This window comes from Glutamicibacter arilaitensis Re117, from assembly GCF_000197735.1.
In the GTDB taxonomy this organism is placed as follows: Bacteria; Actinomycetota; Actinomycetes; order Actinomycetales; family Micrococcaceae; genus Glutamicibacter; species Glutamicibacter arilaitensis.
This window is the reverse complement of record NC_014550.1, coordinates 1,080,458-1,096,643: the sequence shown is the minus strand read 5'-3', so window position 1 is coordinate 1,096,643 and position 16,186 is coordinate 1,080,458. Positions and strand designations below refer to the sequence as shown.

The 16,186-nt window shown below is 58.7% G+C and carries 17 protein-coding genes and 1 tRNA gene; 8 read left to right on the top strand and 10 right to left on the bottom strand.

The window, feature by feature from the left end:
* Window positions 1-56: 56 nt before the first annotated feature.
* Complete coding sequence (locus AARI_RS05505; RefSeq protein ID WP_013348338.1) at window positions 57-1,682, bottom strand: solute symporter family protein; 1,626 nt, start codon at window positions 1,680-1,682, stop codon at window positions 57-59.
* Window positions 1,683-2,027 carry a DUF485 domain-containing protein gene (locus tag AARI_RS05500; RefSeq protein WP_013348337.1) on the bottom strand — a complete coding sequence of 115 codons (345 nt, stop codon included), beginning with the start codon at window positions 2,025-2,027 and terminating at the stop codon, window positions 1,683-1,685.
* Window positions 2,028-2,222: 195 nt separating this feature from the next.
* On the opposite strand from AARI_RS05500, the gene AARI_RS05495 reads away from it, so the two are divergent.
* The 6 genes from AARI_RS05495 to AARI_RS05470 all read left to right on the top strand — a co-directional run bounded on the left by AARI_RS05495 (window position 2,223) and on the right by AARI_RS05470 (window position 8,031).
* Complete coding sequence (locus AARI_RS05495; RefSeq protein ID WP_013348336.1) at window positions 2,223-3,404, top strand: sensor histidine kinase; 1,182 nt, start codon at window positions 2,223-2,225, stop codon at window positions 3,402-3,404.
* A gap of 29 nt (window positions 3,405-3,433) precedes the next feature.
* Window positions 3,434-4,150 (top strand): LytR/AlgR family response regulator transcription factor, encoded by a 717-nt coding sequence (locus AARI_RS05490; RefSeq protein ID WP_013348335.1) that lies wholly within the window; start codon window positions 3,434-3,436, stop codon window positions 4,148-4,150.
* Between the two features lie 15 nt (window positions 4,151-4,165).
* On the top strand, window positions 4,166-4,573 hold the full coding sequence (locus AARI_RS05485; protein WP_013348334.1) for a hypothetical protein: 408 nt from the start codon (window positions 4,166-4,168) through the stop codon (window positions 4,571-4,573).
* Complete coding sequence (locus AARI_RS05480; protein ID WP_049862574.1) at window positions 4,539-6,041, top strand: sodium/solute symporter; 1,503 nt, start codon at window positions 4,539-4,541, stop codon at window positions 6,039-6,041. Before AARI_RS05485 ends, AARI_RS05480 begins: the two co-directional genes overlap by 35 nt.
* Window positions 6,042-6,195: 154 nt before the next feature.
* The gene (locus AARI_RS05475) at window positions 6,196-6,822 is read left to right on the top strand and encodes a GntR family transcriptional regulator (RefSeq protein WP_162094120.1); all 627 of its coding nucleotides are present in this window, start codon (window positions 6,196-6,198) and stop codon (window positions 6,820-6,822) included.
* Window positions 6,823-8,031 carry an MFS transporter gene (locus AARI_RS05470; RefSeq protein WP_013348331.1) on the top strand — a complete coding sequence of 403 codons (1,209 nt, stop codon included), beginning with the start codon at window positions 6,823-6,825 and terminating at the stop codon, window positions 8,029-8,031.
* Between the two features lie 70 nt (window positions 8,032-8,101).
* On the opposite strand, the gene AARI_RS05465 is transcribed toward AARI_RS05470, so the two are convergent.
* The 6 genes from AARI_RS05465 to rpsB all read right to left on the bottom strand — a co-directional run bounded on the left by AARI_RS05465 (window position 8,102) and on the right by rpsB (window position 13,430).
* Window positions 8,102-8,674, bottom strand: a complete 573-nt coding sequence (locus tag AARI_RS05465; protein ID WP_013348330.1) for a DivIVA domain-containing protein — start codon at window positions 8,672-8,674, stop codon at window positions 8,102-8,104.
* A gap of 123 nt (window positions 8,675-8,797) precedes the next feature.
* Window positions 8,798-10,063 (bottom strand): phosphatidate cytidylyltransferase, encoded by a 1,266-nt coding sequence (locus AARI_RS05460; protein ID WP_013348329.1) that lies wholly within the window; start codon window positions 10,061-10,063, stop codon window positions 8,798-8,800.
* Window positions 10,063-10,620 carry a ribosome recycling factor gene (gene frr / locus AARI_RS05455; RefSeq protein WP_013348328.1) on the bottom strand — a complete coding sequence of 186 codons (558 nt, stop codon included), beginning with the start codon at window positions 10,618-10,620 and terminating at the stop codon, window positions 10,063-10,065. The genes AARI_RS05460 and frr overlap by 1 nt, the downstream gene beginning before the upstream one ends.
* A gap of 77 nt (window positions 10,621-10,697) precedes the next feature.
* A complete protein-coding gene (gene pyrH / locus AARI_RS05450; RefSeq protein WP_013348327.1) occupies window positions 10,698-11,420 on the bottom strand; it encodes a UMP kinase in 723 nt (240 codons plus the stop codon).
* A 203-nt stretch (window positions 11,421-11,623) separates the two neighbouring features.
* On the bottom strand, window positions 11,624-12,460 hold the full coding sequence (gene tsf / locus AARI_RS05445) for a translation elongation factor Ts (protein ID WP_013348326.1): 837 nt from the start codon (window positions 12,458-12,460) through the stop codon (window positions 11,624-11,626).
* A 145-nt stretch (window positions 12,461-12,605) separates the two neighbouring features.
* On the bottom strand, window positions 12,606-13,430 hold the full coding sequence (gene rpsB, locus AARI_RS05440) for a 30S ribosomal protein S2 (RefSeq protein WP_013348325.1): 825 nt from the start codon (window positions 13,428-13,430) through the stop codon (window positions 12,606-12,608).
* Window positions 13,431-13,824: 394 nt separating this feature from the next.
* Here rpsB and AARI_RS19170 point away from each other — a divergent pair, with 394 nt between their 5' ends.
* The gene (locus AARI_RS19170; protein WP_287031443.1) at window positions 13,825-14,367 is read left to right on the top strand and encodes a M23 family metallopeptidase; all 543 of its coding nucleotides are present in this window, start codon (window positions 13,825-13,827) and stop codon (window positions 14,365-14,367) included.
* 80 nt (window positions 14,368-14,447) lie between these two features.
* Complete coding sequence (locus tag AARI_RS05430; protein ID WP_041648549.1) at window positions 14,448-14,759, top strand: hypothetical protein; 312 nt, start codon at window positions 14,448-14,450, stop codon at window positions 14,757-14,759.
* A gap of 52 nt (window positions 14,760-14,811) precedes the next feature.
* On the opposite strand, the gene AARI_RS05425 is transcribed toward AARI_RS05430, so the two are convergent.
* Window positions 14,812-14,885: transfer RNA gene (locus tag AARI_RS05425), tRNA-Ile, on the bottom strand.
* Between the two features lie 100 nt (window positions 14,886-14,985).
* Entirely contained in the window at window positions 14,986-16,167 is a 1,182-nt protein-coding gene (locus AARI_RS05420) for a glycosyltransferase (RefSeq protein WP_013348323.1), read from the bottom strand.
* Between the last annotated feature and the right edge of the window lie 19 nt (window positions 16,168-16,186).

Below are 16,186 nucleotides of genomic sequence, written 5' to 3'. Positions count from 1 at the left end.
CCAGCCTGATGGCTGGTTCCCGGGACTTTTGCTATGCAGTTTCTGGATTTATCCGCTTAGTGATCGACTGCCTTTTCAGCGCCGACACCGGTGAGCGAACGAACTTCCATTTCCGCCTGCTTGGTGACATCTTCGATGCCCTTATCGGTAACCGAACCCAACCAGCCCAGGAAGAAGGCCAGCGGGATCGAGACGATGCCCGGGTTAGCCAGCGGGAAGATGACCATATCGACGCTCGGGATCATCGCGGTTTCGGAACCGGAGAACACTGGCGAGAAGATGATCAGCAGCAGTGCCGAACCAAGGCCGCCATACATGGACCAGACTGCACCGCGGGTCTTGAAGCCCTTCCAGAACAGCGAGTACAAGATGGTTGGCAGGTTGGCCGATGCGGCCACTGCGAAGGCCAGTGCTACCAGGAAGGCCACGTTCTGGCCCTGGGCACCAATGCCGCCGGCGATAGCGAAGACGCCGATGACCAGTACCGTACGGCGGGCCACCTTCATTTCCTTCTCCGGGGTGGACTTGTCCTTGGCAATCACCGAAGCGTAGACATCGTGTGCGAACGAAGCCGCCGCGGTGATGGTCAAGCCGGCCACCACAGCAAGGATCGTTGCGAAGGCTACTGCCGAGATCAGACCCAGCAGGACGGTGCCGCCCAGTTCGTAGGCCAGCAGTGGTGCAGCCGAGTTCACGCCACCCGGTGCAGCCGCGATCCGGTCTGGACCGATCAGTGCGCCAGCGCCGAAGCCCAGGACCAGGGTGAACAGGTAGAAAGCGCCGATCAGCCAGATGGCCCAGACTACGGACTTGCGGGCTTCCTTCGCGGTAGGCACGGTGTAGAAGCGCATCAGCACGTGCGGCAGGCCTGCGGTACCAAGTACCAGGGCCAGCGCCAGCGAGATGAAGTCCAGCTTCGAAGTATCCGAAGCACCGTACTTCATGCCCGGGTTCAGGATCTCAGGGTTGCCGGCAACTTCAGCTGCCTTGCCCAGCAGCTCGGAGAAGTTGAAGCCGAACAGCGCCAGGGTCCACACGGTCATGATCAGCGCGCCGGCGATCAGCAGGCAGGCCTTGATGATCTGCACCCAGGTGGTGCCCTTCATGCCGCCAACCAGTACGTAGAGGATCATCAGCGCACCGACGATCACGATGACCAGCGACTGGCCCAGCTTCTCGTCAATGCCCAGCAGCAGCGAAACCAGCGCACCAGCACCAGCCATCTGCGCCAGCAGGTAGAAGACGCAAACTGCCAGGGTGGAGATTGCCGCCGCGATGCGCACCGGGCGCTGCTTGAGGCGGAAGGAGAGCACATCGGCCATGGTGAACTTGCCGGTGTTGCGCAACAGCTCAGCAACCAGCAGCAGTGCGACCAGCCAAGCGACCAGGAAGCCGATGGAGTACAGGAAGCCGTCGTAGCCGTTGATGGCGATAGCGCCGACAATGCCCAAGAAGGAAGCTGCCGAGAGGTAGTCGCCGGCAATTGCAGTGCCGTTCTGCGTTCCGGTGAAGGAACGGCCGCCAGCGTAGTAGTCCGCTGCGGTCTTGTTGTTCTTTGAAGCGCGGAGCACGATCACCAAGGTGACGCCCACGAAGGCCAGGAAGATGGCGATATTGACCAGGGGGTTGCCGACCTGGGTCGACTCGCCTGCGGCCTGGGCCAGGATGCTGAGCTGGTTCATTTAGTTCACTCCCTCGCGCTCAAGGCGCTCACGGATCTTGGTTGCCTTCGGGTCGAGCTTCTTGTTCGAGAAGCTGACGTAGGCAGCGGTGATCGCGAATGTCGACACGAACTGCAGCAACCCGAGAACAATACCCATGTTGATATTGCCGAGGACCTTGATGGACATGAAGTCATGGAAGTAGTCGGCCAGCAGCACATAGGCGAAATACCAGACGAGGAAGAAGATGGCCATCGGGAAGACGAAGCTGCGGTGGGTCTTGCGCAGTTCCTGGAATTCCTCGGATTGGCTCTCCGTAACAAAATCGACGTCGCCGGTGACGTCGTGTTCCGGGTTGGCACTCATTGATGCCCTCCTTGAGCGAGTTAGAGATGTGATCGAGCGCACATCTATTGTGTGACTCATTTCACTATTGGCGAAGATTCCGTTCGCGACTAGGGGTATCCGGTGGCGCGTGGCTCAACGGGGCGAAATCTGCGCCCAACGGCGCATTGGGCACCGTTCAGCGGTCCGCGCTCAGCGGGGCTCTAAGATGGGATCATGTCTCCAGCGTTGCAAGTCACCCTGATCGCGGTCACCGTGGTGCTTGGCATAACCATCGTCGGCTACTTCGGCTTCAAGATCTCCCGCTCGACCAGGGAGATGGGCACGGACGCCGAAGAGGCGACCTATAAAACGCTGCACCACATGTCGGTGGCGGTCCCCCACCTTGAGCGCGGGCTCACCGAGGAAGGCGCGGCCAAGAGCGCCAAGGCCCTGCGCCGGCTGCTGAACTGCCAGGTGCTGCTGATCAGCGACACCTCGCGGATCCTGGCCACGGATGCCGGCATCGACTTCACCGCGCAGCTGGAGGAAGATGCCTCCAAGGCCTCGGCCAGCACCCTGGCCACCGGGAAGACCCAGGTGAAGCATTCGGCCGGCATGGATATCGTGGCCGCGCCGATCACCGTCGGCGATCAAGGCGTGGGCACCGTCGTGGCACTGTCCGTGCGCGCCGGGGCCAGCTTCGTGCGCGCGGTATCGGAGGTGGCGGTCTTCGTCTCCGCCCAGGTCTCCACGGCGCAATTGGACGAATCCAGGGCCATGCTGCTCGAAGCCCAGATGCGGGCTCTGCGCGCGCAAATCTCCCCGCACTTCATCTACAACTCGCTGAACGCCATCGCTTCCTTCATCAATACCGATCCGGCGCGCGCCCGCGAACTGGTGATCGAGTTCGCCGATTTCACCCGCTACTCCTTCAGGCGCCGCGGCGAATTCACGACCCTGGCCGAAGAGCTGGAAGCGATCGACCGCTATCTCCTGCTGGAAAAAGCCCGGTTCGGCGAACGCATCAAGGTTTCCCTGCAGATCGCGCCCGAGGTGCTGCCCACCCAGATACCGTTTTTGGCCCTGCAGCCGCTGGTGGAGAATGCGGTGCGCCATGGCCTGGAAGCGCGGCCCGATGGCGGCGTCATCTCGATCACCGCCACCGAGGATGGCCTGCATGCGGTGATTTCGGTGGAGGATGACGGAATGGGCATGGATCCCGAACAGTTGGCCAGCGTCCTGGCGGGGACCACCACCACCATGCATGTGGGGCTGCGCAATGTCGACCTGCGCCTGCGCCAGCTCTACGGGAACTCCAACGGATTGGTGATCGAGACCGCTCCGGGGGCCGGAACCCTGATCACCCTGCGCGTTCCCAAATTCCGAGCGCCAGACACCAGTGGCCAAGATGTTTAGAAAACCACGGAAAACGGTAGAATTTTTGCATGATTAATGTGGTCGTGGCCGACGATGAACTCCCGGCAGTAGAAGAGATCTCTTTCCTGCTGAGCCAGGATTCGCGGATCGGCAAGATCCACCGGGCCACCTCCGGAGCCGCGGCCCTCAAGGCCCTGGAAGAAAACGATGTTGATGCGCTCTTCCTCGACATCCACATGCCTGCGCTCTCCGGCCTGGATATCGCCCGGGTCATTTCCCGCTTCACCCATCCCCCGCTGATCGTTTTTGTCACCGCCGACGAGGACCAGGCCCTGCAGGCCTTCGAGCTGGCCGCCATCGACTACGTGCTCAAGCCGATCCGCCCGCAGCGCCTGGCCGAATCCGTGCGCCGCATCTGCGAGCTGGTGGAGGAAACCCCGGCCAAGCCCGAAATGATCACCGTCGACCAGGGCGGGATCACCAAGCTGATCCCGCGCAGCGATATCGCCTATGTGCAGGCCCAGGGCGACTACGCCCGGCTGCACACCAAGGATTCGAGCTACCTGATCCGCGTCCCGCTCAACGACCTGGAGCAGCAGTGGGGCGAATCCGGCTTCGTGCGCATCCACCGCTCCTACCTGGTGTGCATGGACAAGATCGAAACGGTGCGACTGCAGACCGGCAAGGCCGCGGTGATCGTCCATGGCGCGGAACTGCCGATTTCGCGCCGCGCCCTGCCCTACCTGCGCGAGCGCCTGGCCGCCAACCGCGTTCGCCCGCTCTAGGATCCCGAGCCGCCAGTGCACAGATCCGACGCCGGGCCACAGCCCCAGCCCCATGAGCCTCCCGGGCGTTTTGCCCAGCAGCGTCCGCAGCGCGTGCGCGTCCAGGCGCCCCAGGATGCTTCGCTGTTGCCGCCGAACCAGAGCCCGGAGCATACCGCCGAGGAATTCTACGTCCGCCAGCTCATCCGCTCCCAGCTGCGCCTGGCCTGCGCGGTGGCCGCGGGCCTTCTGGCCCTGCTGGTGGGCATCTGCTCGCTGCTGGTCTTCTGGCCGGTGGTCTCGATTATCCAGCTGTTCAGCATCCCGTTGTCCTGGTGGGTGCTGGGAGTGGGCATGTACCCGCTGATCATCGTCGCCGGCTTGCTTTACAACCGGGCGGCGGCGCGCAATGAGCAACGGTATCGGAGCATCAGCCGTGGCTAGCGCGCTGTCGATCTCCGCGCTGGTGGTGGTCTGCCTGACCACCATGCTGATCGCCTTCTACGGGTTGCGCATCTCACGCACCACCTCGGATTTCTACGTCGCCTCGCGCACCGTGCGCCCGTGGTGGAATGCCTCGGCCATCGGCGACGAGTACCTGTCGGCTGCCTCCTTCCTCGGGGTGGCCGGGCTGATCGTGCTCTCGGGGCAATCAGGGCTGTGGTTCCCGATCGGCTATACCGCCGGGTATCTGATGCTGCTGCTTTTTGTGGCCGCACCGCTGCGCCGCTCCCGGGCCTATACGATCCCGGATTTCGCGCAGATCCGCTTCGAGAATTCGCCGATGCTGCGCAAGCTGACCACCTACCTGGTGGTGGTGATCTGCTGGCTCTACATCGTTCCGCAAATGCACGGCGCGGCGTTGACCCTGTCGATCGCCACGGGCCTTCCGGGCTGGGTTGGGCCAGTGGTGGTGGCGACGGTAGTCTGCGTGACGGTGCTCTCCGGCGGCATGCGCTCGGTGACCTTTGTCCAGGCCTTCCAATATTGGTTCAAGCTCGCCGCCCTGGTGATTCCGACGATCTTCCTGCTGGTTCGCGCCATCCCGCAGCAGTCAGCCGGCGAACGCGCCCACAGCCTGTATGCGCAGCTGGAATCGGTCAATACGATGAACCTGTACGAAACGGTCTCGATCATCCTCGCGCTGCTCTTCGGCACCCTGGGCCTTCCGCATGTGCTGGTGCGCTTCTACACCAACCCCACCGGCCAGACCGCCCGCACCACCACGGTGATCGTGCTGTGCCTGCTCTCGGCCTTCTACCTGCTGCCCACCACCTTGGGGGTCCTGGGGATTCTCTATACCCCGGAGCTCGGCGCGAACAACGAGACCGATGCGACGATTCTGTTACTGCCAGGCAGACTGCTTGACGGTGTGGTGGCCGATGCATTGACCGCGATTGTGGTGGGTGGCGCCTTTGCTGCGTTCCTCTCCACCACCTCGGGTCTCGTGGTCTCTTTAGCCGGCGCGATCTCCCAAGAATTCTTCAACGGCACCGTACGTGGTTTTAGGATCTCCACGATTCTTGCCACCGCCCTGCCCGTGCTCATCGCGGTACTCACCAGTTCACTGGCCCTTGCTGGAGCCATCGGCAACGTCTTTGCCTTTACCGCCTCCACCATCTGCCCGTTACTGTTACTAGGGATTTGGTGGCGCTCGCTGACCGCAAAGGGAGCGATCGCCGGCCTGCTCACCGGCGCCATCACCTGCGGTCTTTCGCTATCCATCGGCATTTTCCTGCCCACGATCGATCTGTGGTGGGTTCACCTTCTGCGTCAGCCTGCAGCATGGAGCGTACCACTGGCCTTTGTGGTGATGATCGTGGTGTCGCGCCGCACTCGACGCGCGGTTCCGCAGAACACCGATCGGGTTATGGCACTCCTGCACGTACCTGATCCGTCGAGAAATTCATAAAAATCTTCTCCTGATGTCCACGAGCCAGATCCCCCTCTCCCCCATGCGCTAGTTTCATAGTCTGAAACAAGAATTTATTGATGCATGCATCAAGGAGTACAGTGAATGTATGAGCTATTTGCTACCTTGGGAACCCGATCAAGCCGATGGGTCATTGGCCCGTCGCGTCGCAGCTCATGCTGCACAACGTATTGTCGAACGCTCCATACCCGCTGGACATCTACTCACCGAGGCCGAGCTGTCCATAGAAATGGGAGTCAGTAGAACGCCATCTCGTGAAGCGATGCTTCAGCTGGCTCGATGGGGATTGGTCAGACTCATGCCCAAAAAAGGCGCTGTAGTCACCGCAATCACCTTCGAAGAACGCAGAGACCTACTTGCGACACGCGGCCTGTTCGAGCGTGGAGCATTAGAAGCACTCACCTCCACACCCGGCAGACTCGCAGAGCTGTCCAATTCGCTGAACGAACCGCTCCAAGCACAGCGCGCAGCCCTCGCGTCCGGAGATCTCTTGGGTTTTGCCAGTGCTGACTTCGCTTTCCATGCTGCGCTTGTTCAGGCTGGGGGCAACTATGTGATCACTGACCTGCTCACCGAATTGGCGCCCCGGCTGGCAAGACTTACTTTCGAGGCTGCCCTTGAACACCCGGAGCAACTAGCCACCTACCTCCAAGAGCATGAAAGACTAGCCGATCTGGCTAGCCAGGCCAATGCGACCGAATTTGCTCAATGCCTCAACGCTCACCTCACCAAAGCTCATTTCCCGAAAAAGGCGAATTAATTGTTCACGTCCACCAGAGGCAAAACCGGATATCTCTATGTCGCCTGCGCTGTATTCATGATCGCTTGGGGCGGAAACCACTTCACGCCCCTACTACACCTATATGAGGTGCTTGAAGGTTTCCACCCGTGGCAAGCCAATTTGTTGCTGGGCACCTATGTTGGGGGCCTGATCCCGGGCCTGTTGTTGCTCGGTCCCTTATCTGATCAGCACGGGCGCAAACCCGTGTTGATTGCTGGGACGGTTATCAGCATCTTTGCCAGCCTACTTTTGGCCCTTGATTCTCATTCGTTGCTGTTGCTTTGCCTCGGGCGACTTATGTCAGGGGTAGGCGTGGGAGCGGCTATGTCGGTTGGTTCAAGCTGGATCAAAGAACTTTCAAGCCACCCCTTCGACACTCATGCTGGTCCCACTGCCGGCGCAAAACGTTCATCTTTAACTCTGACGCTCGGATTCGGTCTGGGAGCAGCCGTCAGCGGGGCCATGGCTCAGTGGGCCCCGATGCCAGAACAAGCGCCCTACTTCATTCATCTGGTTCTCTCACTCGTAGCGCTGGCCTTCTTACTCAGGGCCCAAGAATCCCTAGCTCCGGCACAACGGACTGAAGGAGCTTGGTATAAGGATTTACGAATCCCCTCGGCATCTCATCATCGATTCCGCAAGGTCATCATTCCCACTGCCCCATGGATCTTTGCCGCTGCAGGAGTCGCTTATGCGATCATTCCGGCCGCCGTCCAAGATCGCCTTGGTACCTGGAGCACGCTCTATGCCACGGTGCTGACCGTGTTGACGTTGGGCACCGGAGCGTTGAGCCAGAATTTGGTGCCGTGGATCGCAAAAATCACTGGCGGTCGGGCACTACCCGTGGGAATGACATTGATGACCATCGGAATGTTACTCTCAGTACTGGTCGCGTGGGTCGATACCCCTGTACTGGCCTTGTGTGCGGCCGTGTTGCTAGGTGCCGCATACGGCATCTGCACGGTTGCGGGCTTAATACAGGTGCAGACTATCGCCACAGCACAAGATTTGGCCGGCCTCTCAGGCCTGTACTACTCACTTGCCTACAGCGGGTTCTTGCTTCCGACCCTTCTGGCAACGCTACTTCCGTTGATGTCCTATGCGGTTTCGCTTGCCTTAGTCGCCGCGGTCTGCGGCATCTGCGCCATCTACTGCGCACGCAGCTTGCGAATCCCAAATGCGACTTAGCTTAAATACCGTGGGCACCGAACGATAACATCCGGTGCCCACGGAAAATATTCAGTTGGTGGTACCTGAACTAGTCGATGGATGCCATCAACTCGACCACGCGATCGAGGAAGGCATCAACCTGGGATTCTTCGTAGCCGTCGGTACCCTGCGCGGAGCGGAACTCAACGCGGCGCACGGCGTCCACGGCCATCGGCACATCGTTTTCGAAGTAGTCAATCAGCTGGTCGCAGAGCCGGTCGACGTCTTCGACGTTGTAGCTCGACGCATTGGACCGTGAAGGGCGGCGGAAGCGCTCGCCCTTGGAACGGTGCAAACGGCCACGCAGAATGGCCGCCAGGCGTCCAACCTGCTGCAACCAGACTTCCTCACCCTGGTGAGCGATGAGGTCATCGCGTTCCCGCTTGGCAAAAACATCCTCTAGCCGGTCCAACGCGCCATCCACTTCACGGGCTTGATAACCGCCCTTCTGTGGGGCGAAGGTGGTTCGGCGGATCAGGTGGCTGGTGACCACGCTGTCGTCGTTTCCCCCACCGTTGAAGGTGGCCCGGGCACGGCTGAGGAACGCATCAACCTGCTTTGCGTTGTAGCCGAATTCCGAATCCGGTACGTGGGAAAACGGAGCATCTTGCTGCTGCGACACGACAGTTCCTTTTTCTTTAGTCAGAGGTCAGTGGAATACCGCCCGAAGACGGCACCCACTCCATTCTATTTGGTCGAGCCATACTTAGCTCAATGGCCACACCTAGGCAGCGTCATCAACGGATCAGAAAACCGCAACGCTCCACGCAAGTAGGTGCGAAATCAGGTATCCCAGCGGGATGACAAATAGTACCGAATCCAGTCGATCCATGATTCCGCCATGGCCAGGCAGTAGATTGCTCATGTCTTTAATGCCCAATTCGCGCTTCACCATCGACTCCGCGAAGTCGCCAGTGGTGGCGGCGATGGTGGTAAAGAAGGCGAGAATGACACCGGTCCACCATGGCATATCAAGCCAGAAATACATGGCGCAGGCGCCGATGGCCATCGATCCAATCATCGATCCGCTGAAGCCCTCCCAGGACTTCTTAGGTGAGATTTTTGGTGCCATGGGATGCTTGCCGATCAAAACACCCACGATGTACCCGAAGGTATCGTTGGCCACCGCCAACAACAAGATGGTGGCGATCAGCCACTGACCGTTATCCCCTTCAAGCATCAACAACGCGAAGGAGAGCAACAATGGCACCCAGGTGATGATAAAGACACTACTCATCACGGAGGCAACGGCACCCTTGAGCCCTTCCATGACCCGGAAGAGCAAAGCAATGAGAATACAGGCAACAAAGCTGAATCCTAGGGCTTCCACTCCACCGAGCACGGCACTGGCTGGAAGTAGCACCGAGGCAAGGTACAACGGAAGCTGCGGGACCGCCGTTTTTGCGTGGGTCGTGGCTCGCGCTACTTCCCAGCAACCAATGCCGCTAAGCACCGTCACCGCAAAAACCAACAGCGGTTCATAGAGGAACAGCCCGGCGAGCACGATGCCAAGTAGCACCACGCCCACGCCAATAGCCGCGGGAAGGTTGCGTCCGGCCCGCGACTTTTTCGGCTCCGGGTTACCGATCAGCAGTTCCGGCGGAATCGCCGCTTCCTGCGCATCGGGTTCCCCGGTCTCGGCCAGGTCCTCAGAATCGCTCTGCGGCGGCTCGGGCTGGACTGACACCGGCTGCCCAGATGCCGGTTGAGCCACCTTCTTCGGTTGCTCTTTATCGGCCCCAAAAACTATTTTTGTGCGCTGTTTAGCATGGGCAGTCTTGGCCTTGTCCTCAGCCGATGGTGCGAGGTCAACTGCAGGCTGCTCTTGGGAAGCCTGTGGCGCAGGGGCCTGTGCAGGCTCGCTACGTTTTTTGCCGCCACGCTTCTCAGCCTTTTCCTGCGCTTCACGCAGAGCGCGGGCCTCACGGCGAGTCATCGGCTGGGCGTTACCGGATGCCACTGAGGGCACCGCCGAAGCGTTGCCCCCAGTGTTCTCTGTCGAGCCCGGCATTAGACTTCCAGCAGCTCGGCTTCTTTGTTCTTCAGAATCTCATCGACCGAATCGACGTGCTTCTTAGTCAGTGCGTCCAGGTCCTTTTCTGCGCGAGTCCCCTCATCTTCACCAATTTCGCCATCCTTGACCAGCTTGTCGATGGTGTCCTTGGCCTTGCGGCGGTGGTTACGCAGTGCAACACGAGCGTCTTCGCCCTTGGCCTTGGCCAGCTTGACGTATTCCTTGCGGCGCTCTTCAGTCAGCACCGGAAGGACCACGCGGATCATCTTGCCATCCGATGATGGGTTGGCACCAACCTCTGGGTCACCCAGAGCCTTTTCGATTTCGCGCAAAGCGGTCACATCGAATGGGGTGATGGTGATGGTGCGTGCCTCAGGTACTGCGAATGATGCCAGCTGCTGCAGTGGGGTTGGCGAACCGTAGTAGTCAACCATGACCTTCGAGTACATGCCTGGGTGCGCGCGACCGGTACGAATCGTCGCGAAGTCCTCCTTGGCAGCGTCAATGGTGCGTTCCATCTTTTCGGCGGTCTCCGCCAGCGTTTCCTCAATCACCGGTACTCCTCAAGTTCTTCATCTGTGTTTCCGCAACGGGAAATAAATCTACTTCAATCCTAGGCCACGATCGCCAATTAAACGGTGACGGTGGTACCGATCCGCTCACCGCGGATAGCTGCAGCCACGTTTCCTTCGCCTTCCATACCAAAGACGAGCATATCCAGCTTGTTATCCTGGCACATGGTCATGGCGGTCTGGTCCATCACACGAATGTTCTTCAGCAGTGCTTCGCTGTAGGTCAGGGTGTCCAGCTTCTGCGCGGTTGGATCCTTCTTCGGGTCAGCAGTGTATACGCCGTCAACACCAGATTTAGCCATCAATACCTCGTCAGCATCCACTTCCAGCGCACGCTGGGCGGCGACGGTATCGGTGGAGAAGTATGGCAGACCTGCGCCCGCACCAAAGATGACGACGCGATCCTTTTCCATGTGGCGGATGGCGCGACGTGGAATGTAGTTCTCCGCGACCTGTGCCATGGCGATGGCGGACTGCACGCGAGTTTCCACACCGCACTGTTCCAGGAAGTCCTGCAGAGCGAGGCAGTTCATCACGGTGCCGAGCATGCCCATGTAGTCTGCGCGGGAGCGGTCCATGCCTGCGGCCGAAAGTTCGGCGCCGCGGAAGAAGTTACCGCCGCCAACGACGATGGCCACTTCTACTTCACCCACGGTTTCGGCGATTTGCCGAGCCACGCCACGAACGGTGTCTGGGTCAACGCCGACCTTGCCACCGCCGAACACCTCACCGGAAAGCTTTAGCAGGACGCGACGACGTTTGGTTGCTGGGGTGGTTGGCATAAGTTGTCTTACTCCTGGAGGTCGGAATCAAGCTGTGGGTAGTACTTCCCAGTTCCCAAGTTATCTTGTGATCCGGGCTCAAGAAAAGGGAGGCGAGTCACCGAGTTATTTCTCGGTGCTCACCTCCCTTTGTTCTTGTGCACTCAGATTTCTCTGAATGCGAGTCGCTTAATGCGTGTTATGTAGTGCCTGAAGCTGAAAGCTTAGGCGCCAACGCGGAAGCGTGCGAAAGCAACTGGCTTGGTGCCAGCTTCTTCGAAGACCTTGCCTACGGTCTTCTTTGCATCCTTAGCGAAAGCCTGATCAACCAGGACGATCTCCTTGAAGAAGCCGGTCAGACGGCCTTCAACGATCTTGGTCAATGCAGCTTCAGGCTTGCCCTCTGCGCGAGCGGTTTCGTCAGCGATACGGCGCTCATCGGCGACCTTATCTTCTGGAACCTCTTCGCGGGACAGGTAGGTAGGAGCCATTGCAGCGGTGTGCACAGCAACGTCGTGGGCAACGGTTGCAGCAGCTTCGCTGTCAGCATCCACAGCCATCAGAACGCCAACCTGAGCTGGCAGGTCCTTGCTGGTCTTGTGCAGGTACGAAGCAACCTTGGCACCTTCGATGCGGGCTACGCGACGAACAACAATCTTCTCACCGAGGATTGCGCCTTCTTCGATGACGGTGTCACCGATGGTCTTGCCTTCCAGCTCGAAAGCCAACAGTGCTTCGGCGTCAGCGGCACCGGATGCAACAGCGGCATTCAGAACCTTGTCAGCCAGTGCGATGAACTTATCGTTCTTTGCTACGAAGTCGGTCTCGCAGTTGATTTCAACCATAACGCCAACGTTGCCGTCGACCTTAGCTGCAACCAGACCTTCAGCGGTCGAGCGGCCTTCGCGCTTGGTAGCGCCCTTCAGACCCTTGACGCGAATGATCTCGATGGCCTTCTCGGCGTCGCCGTTAGCCTCGTCCAGAGCCTTCTTAACGTCCATCATGCCGGCGCCAGTGCGCTCGCGCAGTGCCTTGATATCAGCAGCGGTGTAGTTTGCCACGTGCAATCCCATTCAGCTAGGAGTTTCAAGTTTGATTTGCTTGTGGGACGGGTCGGTTCTCCGGCCCGTCCCACAAGACTTGGTAGAACTTGCCTCAATCAACACGCTAGTGTCTCAAGGCAAACTCTTAGAGTCACGCAGGTGACTACTTAGCTTCGTCAGCCTTGGTTGCAGCTTCCTCAGCAGGAGCTTCAGCCTTAGCCTTCTCACCCTCGAGCAGTTCGCGCTCCCACTCAGCCATTGGCTCAGCGGCACCCTCAGACTTGCCTGCAGCCTTGTTGTTCTTGGCGATGAGGCCTTCGGCCACAGCGTCAGCAACAACGCGGGTCAGCAGGTTGACGGAGCGGATAGCGTCGTCGTTGCCTGGGATTGGGTAGGTAACTTCGTCTGGGTCGCAGTTGGTGTCCAAGATGGCGACAACAGGGATGCCCAGCTTCTGAGCTTCGTCGATTGCCAGGTGTTCCTTCTTGGTGTCAACGATCCAGATCGCCGAAGGGGTGCGGGTCAGGTTGCGGATACCACCGAGGTTGTTCTGCAGCTTGGTCAGCTCGCGCTTGAGCAGCAGCAGTTCCTTCTTGGTGTGACCGGAGCCAGCAACGTCCTCGAAGTTGATCTCTTCCAGTTCCTTCATGCGCTGAACGCGCTTGGAGACGGTCTGGAAGTTGGTCAGCATACCGCCGAGCCAGCGCTGGTTCACGTATGGCTGGCCAACGCGGTTAGCCTGCTCAGCAATTGCTTCCTGAGCCTGCTTCTTGGTACCAACGAACAGTACGGTGCCGCCGTGAGCAACAGTCTGCTTCACGAACTCGTAAGCGCGGTCGATGAACGACAGCGACTGCTGCAGGTCGATGATGTAGATGCCGTTGCGCTCGGTGAAGATGAAACGCTTCATCTTTGGGTTCCAGCGACGGGTCTGGTGGCCGAAGTGGACGCCGCTGTCAAGCAGCTCTCGCATGGTTACGACTGGCATGTCGCAACTCCTTTCAGCAGTGGCGGACCGGGCGCACAAGCGCCCGCGGTAACTGCTCTTAGTTGTTCGGGTTGATGCAAATAGCCATTGTGGATATCTGCCCTAGTATGAGCCCCGAAGATGCTTGGCATCTCGCCGTCAGTCCACCGATTCTCTCGGACCACTGGAACCTCAGGCCACAGACATATTTGACTGTGGAACCTCATACGCGAAGTCAATCTCCTACCTATTGCACCCAGTTTTGGACACAACAATGACAGGAAACTGCTGTTTCAAGTGTACTACACGCATCGCTACTCAAGGCACTTAGTACCGTGATCTAGAGCCCATCGGCTTACCCACAATTCGTCGCGGGCTCTAAGCCTCAAGCGTTGCATCGTCAGACGCTGAAAGAATGAAAACCAAAGTAGTTCTTTTGCGCCTCATAAGGCTCCTGACGATGACCGTCAGTGTTGCGCTGACAACGGTTAGCACCGTCCCACCGAGCCAACCACAGCCACCGGCGCCGGCAGCGTTATCGGCCAGTAACGGTTGGCGGTGGCCACTAGCCGGTGAACCTAAAATCGTCGGGCCTTTTGATAAGCCAGCGGAAAATTGGCTTCCTGGGCATCGAGGAGTTGACCTAGGCGCCAGTGAAGGAGACAAAGTCTTTGCTCCGCAGCGAGGGAAAGTCACGTTCGCTTCGAGGGTAGTGGACCGCCCTGTGCTGGTGATTGATCACGGCAATGGTTTCAAAACGAGCATCGAACCTGTCATCGCCGAGGCGAAAGTCGGCGACTGGGTTCAGGCCGGAGCCCACGTGGGAAACGTGGGAACCGGAGCACACTGCTCTGCTCGATGTATCCATTGGGGAGTGCGATTAAACGGCGAATATATTGATCCGGTTCTGCTCATTCGTGATCTGCGCCCGTCCATCTTGTTGCCGTTGAATCAATGAACAACGCCGCACTACTAGTTCCCTTTAGTTCCTCGGTAAGATGAAAGCCATCAAGTCAGGCACAGAGAGACGGGCGGTCCATGAAAAAAGCGCTGATCATGACCGCGTGCATCGCTGCGTTAGGTCTTGGCATGATCTACGGTTTGTGGCAAGACGGAACGAAACCCGGTTTCGGTATCGTGCCCTTCATTTTGTTCGGCATAGCGTTAGCTGCAGGCTTCATTCGAAGGCTTATCGTGGCACGGCGTGCGGGAAATCTTCGCGAAGGTTTTGAACCGTTGAGAGATGCCAGCACTGCTTTTGAGAATATAGTGGTAGGCCGAGACTCGGAGTTTCATCCCGGCATTGTTCAACATGATCTCCAGCGACCCCTTAAAGATCCCCTGGACTAACAAAAATCGCCCGATAACTCGTTGACACAAGTTACCGGACGATTTTCATCGGTAGGGAGTATGGGACTTGAACCCATGACCAAGGGATTATGAGTCCCCTGCTCTAACCAACTGAGCTAACTCCCCACATGGGTCATCCACCGCAGCGGAAGTAACCACACTCGAAATATTCTAGGGCATCACTAGCCAAAACATCGATTTGACGCACCTTAGGATGACGAAGCGGCTATTGGGTTGAGACTTCTTGGCCGCGGTAAAGGGCCTCGAATGAGTTCATCGTCTTTTCCTGTGCATGGTTCTTCACCTTGTTATGCCCCGCTTCACCCATCTTGGCGCGCTCTTGTTCCTCCATGGACAGAATCCGGTCCAGCTTGTCGGCCAGGTCTTGCCTGTCCCCGGGAGTGAACATGTACCCGTTGACGCCTTCATCCACCAGATGAGGCAGCGCCATCGCATTAGCAAGGACGACGGGCTTGGAAGCGGAAAGGGCTTCCAGTGTCACCAAGGACTGCAATTCTGCGGTGCCCGGTTGGCAGAACACATCGCAGCGCAGGTAGGCCTGGCGCAACTGCTCATCGCTGACATGTCCAAGGAAACGAACCCGATCGCGCAGTTGCAAATCGTCGGCAGTCTTTTCCAGATGCGTGCGTTGCTCTCCCCCACCGACAATTTCGATGATGGCGTTGGGCACCTTGCTCATTAAAGGCAATGCCTCGATGAGTTCGTTGATGTTCTTTTCAACGGCGAGACGGCCGGCGAACAATATCGTGGGGAACTCATTTTTAGTGATTACTTCACCCGCAGCCAGCTCGTAGTTGCCGACCTCGATTCCGTTGGACAGCGGAAGCACTTTGCTTAGCTTGGCACGTTCGCGCATGGCTTTGGCCGCCAGCGGGGTTGGAGTGGTGACAAAGTCCGCACGTCCAAAAATTTTCCCCATGTCTTTCCACGAATTGTGGGCGACAATTCGCTTGAACCATCGCGGGAACGGTAGAAAAGGATCGAGGTTCTCTGGCATGAAGTGATTCGTGGCAACGGACCGCACCTTGTTTTTGCGGGCCCACCCAAGGGTTCGCTGGCCGATCATGTAGTGGCTCTGCGCATGCACGACATCGGGATTGATATCAGCCAAGAGCTTGTCGATCTGTTGGTTGACTTCCCATGGGAAGACGATGCGGAAGTATTCATGCGTAGGTACCGAATGCGATTCAAGGCGGTGCACTATAGCTTCGTCACGGACCTCGGTATACGTCTTGCCCTTGTCCCCACGTACTGCCAGCACATGCATGCGGTGGCCACGAGCGTGCATCTCAGTGGCCAACCGGTAGCAAAACATCGCCGCACCGTTCACGTCTGGCGGATAGGTGTCAGCAGCAATGACGATGGTCAGCGGTTTTTCCTTGGCCATGGGCATCCTTCGGCGTTCA

Coding starts and splice junctions, on each gene's coding strand:
- AARI_RS05490 (WP_013348335.1), top strand. CDS start 3,434: ATGATTAATGTGGTCGTGGCCGACGATGAACTCCCGGCAGTAGAAGAG.
- AARI_RS05430 (WP_041648549.1), top strand. CDS start 14,448: ATGAAAAAAGCGCTGATCATGACCGCGTGCATCGCTGCGTTAGGTCTT.
- AARI_RS05495 (WP_013348336.1), top strand. CDS start 2,223: ATGTCTCCAGCGTTGCAAGTCACCCTGATCGCGGTCACCGTGGTGCTT.
- pyrH (WP_013348327.1), bottom strand. CDS start 11,420: ATGCCAACCACCCCAGCAACCAAACGTCGTCGCGTCCTGCTAAAGCTT.
- AARI_RS05460 (WP_013348329.1), bottom strand. CDS start 10,063: ATGCCGGGCTCGACAGAGAACACTGGGGGCAACGCTTCGGCGGTGCCC.
- AARI_RS05505 (WP_013348338.1), bottom strand. CDS start 1,682: ATGAACCAGCTCAGCATCCTGGCCCAGGCCGCAGGCGAGTCGACCCAG.
- AARI_RS05500 (WP_013348337.1), bottom strand. CDS start 2,027: ATGAGTGCCAACCCGGAACACGACGTCACCGGCGACGTCGATTTTGTT.
- rpsB (WP_013348325.1), bottom strand. CDS start 13,430: ATGCCAGTCGTAACCATGCGAGAGCTGCTTGACAGCGGCGTCCACTTC.
- AARI_RS19170 (WP_287031443.1), top strand. CDS start 13,825: ATGAAAACCAAAGTAGTTCTTTTGCGCCTCATAAGGCTCCTGACGATG.
- AARI_RS05420 (WP_013348323.1), bottom strand. CDS start 16,167: ATGGCCAAGGAAAAACCGCTGACCATCGTCATTGCTGCTGACACCTAT.
- AARI_RS05480 (WP_049862574.1), top strand. CDS start 4,539: ATGAGCAACGGTATCGGAGCATCAGCCGTGGCTAGCGCGCTGTCGATC.